5 protein-coding genes and 2 pseudogenes are annotated in these 7,154 nt (G+C 72.0%); 5 read left to right on the top strand and 2 right to left on the bottom strand.

Annotation, left to right across the window (positions count from 1 at the left end):
- Positions 1-378 (top strand): annotated as a pseudogene (locus NUV38_RS16910) (oxidoreductase); the annotation flags it as partial.
- 64 nt (positions 379-442) lie between these two features.
- On the opposite strand, the gene NUV38_RS16905 reads toward NUV38_RS16910, so the two are convergent.
- Positions 443-1,408, bottom strand: a complete 966-nt coding sequence (locus tag NUV38_RS16905; RefSeq protein WP_257730229.1) for an NAD-dependent epimerase/dehydratase family protein — start codon at positions 1,406-1,408, stop codon at positions 443-445.
- Between the two features lie 267 nt (positions 1,409-1,675).
- On the opposite strand from NUV38_RS16905, the gene NUV38_RS16900 reads away from it, so the two are divergent.
- Genes NUV38_RS16900 through NUV38_RS16890 form a run of 3 tightly spaced genes read left to right on the top strand, consistent with a single transcriptional unit; the run spans position 1,676 to position 5,269 of the window.
- Positions 1,676-3,100, top strand: a complete 1,425-nt coding sequence (locus tag NUV38_RS16900) for a polysaccharide biosynthesis tyrosine autokinase (RefSeq protein WP_257730228.1) — start codon at positions 1,676-1,678, stop codon at positions 3,098-3,100.
- Positions 3,101-3,110: 10 nt separating this feature from the next.
- Entirely contained in the window at positions 3,111-4,460 is a 1,350-nt protein-coding gene (locus NUV38_RS16895; protein WP_257730227.1) for an O-antigen ligase, read from the top strand.
- Complete coding sequence (locus NUV38_RS16890) at positions 4,457-5,269, top strand: FkbM family methyltransferase (RefSeq protein ID WP_257730226.1); 813 nt, start codon at positions 4,457-4,459, stop codon at positions 5,267-5,269. Before NUV38_RS16895 ends, NUV38_RS16890 begins: the two co-directional genes overlap by 4 nt.
- Positions 5,270-5,637: 368 nt before the next feature.
- Here the strand turns inward: NUV38_RS16890 and NUV38_RS16885 are convergent, their stop codons facing one another.
- Entirely contained in the window at positions 5,638-6,465 is an 828-nt protein-coding gene (locus NUV38_RS16885; protein ID WP_257730225.1) for an HAD family phosphatase, read from the bottom strand.
- A gap of 158 nt (positions 6,466-6,623) precedes the next feature.
- Here NUV38_RS16885 and NUV38_RS16880 point away from each other — a divergent pair.
- A pseudogene (locus tag NUV38_RS16880) lies at positions 6,624-7,154 on the top strand (hypothetical protein); the annotation flags it as partial.

Here is a 7,154-nt window from a genome sequence, read left to right as displayed (position 1 = left end):
CTGGGTCGGCCCGCGGACGCCGCCGGCGCGGCCCGGCTCGGTGAGCTGGCCCGGGTCGTCGCCCTGCCCACGGAGGCGCCCGGCCTGGTGGTGGCCGCACTCGTGCACGCCGAGGTCGCGACGTCGGGTGCGTTCGCGGCGCACGGCGGGATGGTGGCCCGTGCCGCCGAGCGGCTCGTGCTCGTCGTCAAGGGTGTCGACCCGGCCTCGGTCGTCGTCCCGGAGGCGGGCCACGCGGCCGAGCCTGCCGGGTACGGGGCGGCCCTCACCGCCTACGCCCGGGGCGACGCGACCGGCATCCAGCAGTGGCTCCAGTACGCCTCGCAGGCGCAGTCCCGCGCGGCCGAGGCCTCGCCGTTGGCCGTCGCGCCCCGCTGACCGGAGCGGTCCCAGCACACGACGACGCCCGGCCACCTCTCGGGCGACCGGGCGTCGGCGGGCCTCAGACGCGCGGGGCCAGCTGGTCGTAGATCCAGGCGTAGGTCTTCTCCAGACCGTCGCGCAGTGAGATGGAGGGCTCCCAGCCGTAGATCTCGTGGAACATCGTGTTGTCGCTGTTGCGGCCGCGCACGCCCTGCGGCGCGGTCAGGTCGTGCTCCTTGCTGACCGTGATCCCGGCGATGTCCTCGAGGATGCCGATCATCTGGTTGATCGTCACGAGCTCGGAGGAGCCCAGGTTGACCGGCTCGACGTTCTCGCCGGCCAGGATCTCCTGGGTGCCGCGCACGCAGTCGTCGATGTACATGAAGCTGCGGCTCTGCTCGCCGTCGCCCCACACGTCGATCGTGTGCTCACCGGTCAGCTTGGCCCAGGCGATCTTGCGCGACAGCGCCGCGGGCGCCTTCTCGCGGCCGCCCTCGAACGTGCCGTCGGGACCGTAGACGTTGTGGTAGCGCGCCACGCGCGTCTCCAGGCCGTAGTCCTCGCGGAAGTGGCGGGCCATGCGCTCGCTGAACAGCTTCTCCCAGCCGTAGCCGTCCTCGGGCTCGGCCGGGTAGGCGTCGGACTCCTTGAGCGCGGTCACGTTCGGGTCGGTCTGCTTCGTCCCGTTGTAGACGCAGGCCGAGCTGCTGTAGAAGAACTGCTCGGTGCCGGCGTCGCGCGCTGCGACGAGCATGTTCGTGCTGGTGAGGACCGAGAGCATGCACTCGGCCTTGTTGTTCTCGATGAAGCCCATGCCGCCCATGTCCGCGGCCAGGTTGTAGATCGCCTGGGTGCCCACCGACATCTTGTGGGCGTCGCCCATGTCGGAGCAGTCCGCCACGAGGCTCTCGGCGTCGTCGTGCACCTGGTACCACTCCGACGTCGGCTTCTTGTCGACCGCTCGCACCGTGCGTCCCTGCGCCAGCAGGTCGGCCACCAGGTGGCCGCCGATGAAGCCGCCCGCTCCCGTCACCAGTACCGTCATCGCTCTTGCCCTCCGTGGGAAGTTGTGGGGCCGCGTCGCCTGGCGAGCGCGGTCCGTCGTACCCCTTACAACGACCGAGGTCCGAGAGGTTACGAGCCGATCGTGATCTGGCGCACGGACGGGACCGGCCACGATCTCTCGCGTCGTGGCCGTGACAGCGGGCGCCTCGACTCGTTCAGGAAGTGGTGCGAGGGAGCCTCCCGGCCTCCTCGTGGTCACCTACACTCGGGACACCCGTCGCGCTCGGCGGGAGGAGGAGGCACAGCCGTGGAACTGCGGCAGTTCTTGGGCGCTCTGCGCGCGCGTTGGGTGTTCAGCACGGTGACGTTCCTCGTCGGTGCGGCCCTGACCGTCGCCACGGTGTTCCTGATGACCCCGCAGTACGGGTCGAGCGTGAAGCTCTTCGTGTCCACGCCGTCGGGAGGGTCGGCCGAGTACGCCGCGTCCTTCATCGTCACGCAGCGTGTGGCGTCGTACGCGGAGCTGGCCACCGACCCGTCCGTGCTGCAGCGCGTGGTCGACTCGCTCGACCTCGACATGACGCGCGAGGACCTCGAGGGTCGTGTGTCGGCCTCCGTGATCACGGGCACGCAGACCATCGAGCTGGACGTGACCGCCGAGACGCCGGAGCTGGCCCAGCAGATCGCGAAGGCCGAGGCCGAGGAGGTCGTGGCGCTCGTCGAGCAGCTGGAGCGCCCCGCCCTCAAGGACGAGGAGCCGGCCATCGCGGCCCGGATCGCCGCCGAGCCCAGCATCAGCGACCAGCCGGTCTCGCCCAACATCCCGCTCAACCTGGGCATCGGGCTGCTCATCAGCCTCTTCGTCGCGATCGTCGGCGCCCTCCTGCGTGACCTGCTCGACCGCACGGTCAAGTCGCGCCAGGACGTCGAGAAGATCAGTGGCCACTCGGTGCTCGTGACCCTGCCCTACGACCCCCAGGTCAAGAAGACGCCACTGGCCACGGAGGTCGGCGGAAGCCTCGCCGAGGCGTTCCGCGTGCTCCGGACCAACCTGCAGTTCGCCGACCTCGACGCCGAGCGACAGGCCATCCTGGTCTCCAGTGCCCTGCCGGACGAGGGCAAGACGCTGGTGGCGACCAACCTGGCCCTCACGATGGCCCAGTCCGGACGGTCCGTGCTGCTCATCGACGCCGACATGCGCAACCCCAACGTCGCGGAGCTGCTCGGTCTCGAGAACTCCGTCGGCATCGTCACGGTGCTGGTGGGGCGCACGTCCATCGAGGACGCCACCCAGCCGCACGTGAGCGGCATCAGCTTCATGGGGACCGGCCCCGCCCCGCCGAACCCCGCCGAGGTCCTCGACACCCAGGCCATGCGCGACCTGATCTCGCGTGTGCGCAAGGAGTACGACGCGGTCATCATCGACGCGCCGCCCATGCTGCCGGTGGCCGACGCGTCGATCCTCATGACCGAGGTCGACGGGGCGCTCCTGCTGGTGCGCCACGGCTCCACCACGCGAGAGCAGCTCCGTCTGGCCGTGGCACGGATCCACGCCGTGGGCGGCCGACTGTTCGGCACGATCCTCAACCGCACGCCGCGCCGCTCGGGCGACGCCGACGGCTACGGGTACGGCTACGGACACGGGTACGGGTACGGCTACGCGCCCACCCCCGTTCCCGAGCCGACGTCCTCGACCCGCGGTCGGCGCATCGGCCGCCGCGTGAAGCGCTGACGGAGGCCTCATGGCCGTGCTGGAGTCGGTGAAGGAGCGCGTGGGCCCGCGGGAGCGTCGGGCGATCACGTCGGCGGTGCTGCCCGTGCTGGTGGTCGGTGCGCTCCTCGCCCTGCTGGTGCCCCTGTCGTCGCTCGGCGGTGTGGGGGCCGGGCTCGCGCTGACCTTCGCGGTCGGGCTCGTCGTCCTCGCCGCGGTCGGGGTCGAGAGCACCGCGGTCACGGTCCTCGCGATCGGGATCGCCCTGTCGCCGCTCGACAACTTCCGGCCGATCGGGGCGCTGGCGTTCGCGTCACTGTCCGACCTGGTGCTGCTGGCGGGACTCCTCGTCCTCCTGCCCGTGCTGCTGCGCAAGCCGCTGCCGAGCGAGTGGTTGTTCCTCGCCTCGGCCGGTGCGCTGGTCGTGGTGGGTCTGGTGTCGTCGGCCGGCGCCGAGGAGAGCGGTGCGAGCCTGAACAGCCTGCTCCGGCTGCTCGTGGGCGCACTGCTCCTGCCCGTCGCCTTCATGGTGTGGCGACCCTCGCGCAGGGTCGTCGTGGGCTTCGCCCTCATGTACGTGGTCGGCAACGTGGGCAACCTCGTGGCGGCCTACACGGTCGGCGAGTCCTCGTGGGACGGGCGCAGGATCGGCTACTCGACGCACCCCAACGTGATGGGCCTGTGCGCGATGCTCGGCCTCGCGCTCGTGCCGTTCCTGCTGCGCGTGCTCCCGCGCCGGTGGTCCTGGCTGGTCCTCCTGCTGGGTGGTGCCTGCGCCTGGAGCGTCTGGGTCAGCGGGAGCCGCGCCGCGCTGCTCGTGGCCGTCGCGGTCGCCGTGCTCTTCGTCGCGCTGGAGCGTCGGGTCGAGGTGGCGCTCGCCCTCTTCGGCCTCTCCATCCCCGCCCTGTGGATCGTCGGCAACGCCCTGACCGGCGGCGGCTCGATGCAGAACAACGTGCTGGGCCGGCTGCTCGGCGGCGGCACGGCCGCCGGGTCCGACGCCGAGCGGGAGTATCTCGCGAAGGTGGCGCTCGACGCCTTCACCTCCCACCCCGTGCTCGGCATCGGGCTGGGCGACGTGATGGAGGCGCACAACATCTACCTGCAGGTCGCGGCGGCCGTCGGGATCGTCGGCACCGCGGTCTACCTGGTGCTGCTCGCCTCGGTGGCGCTGCGGGCGATCACGCTCCCGGGTCCGTACGCGCTGCTGGCCCTGCCCGTCCTCGGCTACGCGATGATCGGCCTGATGACCACGATCCTCTGGGACCGCTACGTCTGGGCCGTGCTCGCGCTGCCCTTCCTCGTCCGGCTCGGCCAGGAGGCCCCCGAGCCGGACCCTGCCGAGACCGTTCCCTCGACCGACCAGTGGGAGACCGCATGACCGTCCTCGACCGCGCCACCTGGGTGGCGCGCCGCACCCGCCAGACCGTGTCGGTCTTCGACAACGGCTGGAGCGTCCTGCGTCAGATGGCCGCCCGTGCCGACGAGCTGGCCTTCGAGGTGGACGGTCTGACGATCCACTGCCCGAACGTGCCGGGTGCGCGGGTCCCCGTGTACGAGGTGTTCGCCGAGGACGAGTACTCGCTCGACTGGTTCGGCCACGGCCTGCCCGAGGACGTGCACGTGGTCGACATCGGGGCGCACATCGGCTGCTTCTCGACCGACCTCCTGCGGCGGTTCCCCGGTGCCACCGTGCACTCCTACGAGCCGACCCCGTCCACCGGTGCCTACACCGTGCGCAACGTCGAGTCGAACGGTCTCGCCGACCGGATCACCGTGCACCGCACCGCCGTCGGGTCGCGGGCCGGCACGTTGGTGATGGCCGACAACGGACCGGGCAGCGGCCACAACGGCGTCCTGCACCTCGGCGAGGCCGGGTCCGTCGAGATCGAGGTCGCCTGCGACAGCATCGCCGACGCGTTCGCCGCGGCCGGCGATCGGGTCGACCTGCTGAAGATGGACGCCGAGGGAGCGGAGTACGGGATCCTGCTCGACTCCGACCCTGCGCTCTGGTCGGGCGTGCGTCGGCTCGTCATGGAGTACCACCACTCCGACGAGCACGGCTTCGACGACCTGCGGACCTTCCTCGAGGGCACGGGCATGACCCTGGTGCGGCACGAGACCGGTGGCCCCGGCTTCGGCCTGGCCTGGTTCTCGCGCGACGCACTGCCACCCCACGTCGCCGTCTGACGTCGCCCCGACGGGACGTCGGCACCGACGGTCGCGCACGAAGAGGACGGCGCCACCGCTCGGGTGACGCCGTCCATGGGTCCGGCCGCGCTGCAGCTACCAGGCGTGCACTTCGTCATCGTCGCCTCGGGGCCGCTCGTCGCGGATGTCCCGGGAGCGACTGCCCAGTGGGACGGGAGATCGCCGCGTGGGTACTGAGGTGCCGGGCCGTCTGTGGAGTTGTTCCTGCCCTCAGTTGTACGCCGGTGCCGGGACGGGCGGAAGATCTACGGAGACGTAACCTTGCGTGCCGCCGTTCACAAGCGCACGTGGCCGGGACGGGGTCAGGTCGGGCCCGCTCAGGTCTGGACTGCTCAGGTCTGGGCGGCTCAGGTCTGGGGGAGGACCCGCTGCAGCAGCGTGGGTGAGGCGCGGCGGGACCGCCGGCGGGCGAGCAGGGCGACGCCACCCACCGCCGCGACGGCCGCGAGGCTCCAGGCGGCACGGCCCGTGGTGCTGTGCAGGCCGAGCCTGCTGCGCAGCGCGACCGGCCGGGCGAAGGCCAGCACCGGCCAGTCCCGCTCGGAGGCGATCCTGCGCAGGGTCTTGTCGGGGTTGACGCAGAACGGGTGGCCCACCGTCTCGAGCATGGGCACGTCGGTCTCGGAGTCGGAGTAGGCGAAGCACGCGTCGAGGTCGTAGCCACGTTCCTCGGCCAGCCGCTGCATCGCGGTGGCCTTGTGCGGGCCGTAGGCGTAGAACTCGACCTCGCCGGTGTAGCGGCCCTCCCGCTCGACGAGGCGGGTGGCGATGACGTCGGACACGCCGAGGAGCTCACCGACGGGCTCGACCACCTCCGACCCCGAGGCCGAGACGATCACGACGTCGCGACCGGCACGCCGGTGGTGCTCGATCAGGTCGACCGCCTCGGCGTAGACGATGGGGTCGATGACGTCGCGCAGCGTGCGACGCACGGACTCGCGCACGACCTCCACGTCCCACCCGGCGACCATGGCCGTGAGGTAGGTGCGCATCCGCTCGAGCTGGTCGTGGTCGGCGCCGTTGAGCCCGAACAGGAAGTTCGCGTAGGCGCTGCGCAGGACGGCACGGCGCGTGAGCAGCCCGCCCTCGAAGAAGGGCTTGCTGAAGGCCAGGGTGCTGGACCGGGCGATGATCGTCTTGTCCAGGTCGAAGAACGCGGCCGTACGGGGGCTCACCCAGCCAGGATAGGCCGACCCGGCCGACGTGTGGTCACCCCGCGTGGACACCGCGCGGCGCCGGGTCGTCCACAGGCCGTCCGGCGGCGTGCGCGGCGTCGTCCACAGGCCGCTCGCGGGGTCTCGTCCGCGGCTCCCCTCCCTGGTTCCGTGGGGACATGGACGCCGCACACCTGCTGGTCGCCACGGGCGACGCCGACCTGCTCGACGACGCCCTCCGGTGGTGCGCCGCGGTGGGCGTCACGCCGGAGGTCGCGTCCGACGCGGTCGCGGCTCGGCGCGCCTGGTCGGCGGCATCGGCCGTCCTCCTCTCGGCCGACCTCGCAGGACCGCTCGCCCGCACGGCTCCACCGCGGCGTGACGGCGTGCTCGTGCTGGGTGGGGAGCCCGGCGGCACCGCCGGCGAGACGCTCTGGCGCGACGCGGTGCTGCTCGGCGCCACGGCCGTGCTCGACCCCGCCGACGAGACCGCCGTGCTCGCGCGGCTCGGCGAGCTGCTCGACGGTCGCGACGAGGCGGCGTTCCTCGCCGTCGTGGGTGCCGTCGGCGGGGCGGGCGCCTCCACGTTCGCCACCGCGGTGGCACTGCACGCCGGTCGGCGCGGCCACCGCCCCGTCCTCGTCGACGCCGACACCAGGGGGGCCGGCGTCGACCTCGTCCTCGGCGCAGAACGCGCCGAGGGGGTGCGG

The sequence above is a fragment of the Aeromicrobium sp. 50.2.37 genome, assembly GCF_024655735.1.
Taxonomy (GTDB): Bacteria; Actinomycetota; Actinomycetes; order Propionibacteriales; family Nocardioidaceae; genus Aeromicrobium.
The sequence above is the reverse complement of the archived record's forward strand: the minus strand, read 5'-3'. Positions and strand labels throughout refer to the sequence as shown.

Excerpts from the sequence above, each read along its gene's own strand:
- NUV38_RS16895 (WP_257730227.1), top strand. The coding sequence starts at position 3,111 with ATGGCCGTGCTGGAGTCGGTGAAGGAGCGCGTGGGCCCGCGGGAGCGT.
- NUV38_RS16905 (WP_257730229.1), bottom strand. The coding sequence starts at position 1,408 with ATGACGGTACTGGTGACGGGAGCGGGCGGCTTCATCGGCGGCCACCTG.
- NUV38_RS16890 (WP_257730226.1), top strand. The coding sequence starts at position 4,457 with ATGACCGTCCTCGACCGCGCCACCTGGGTGGCGCGCCGCACCCGCCAG.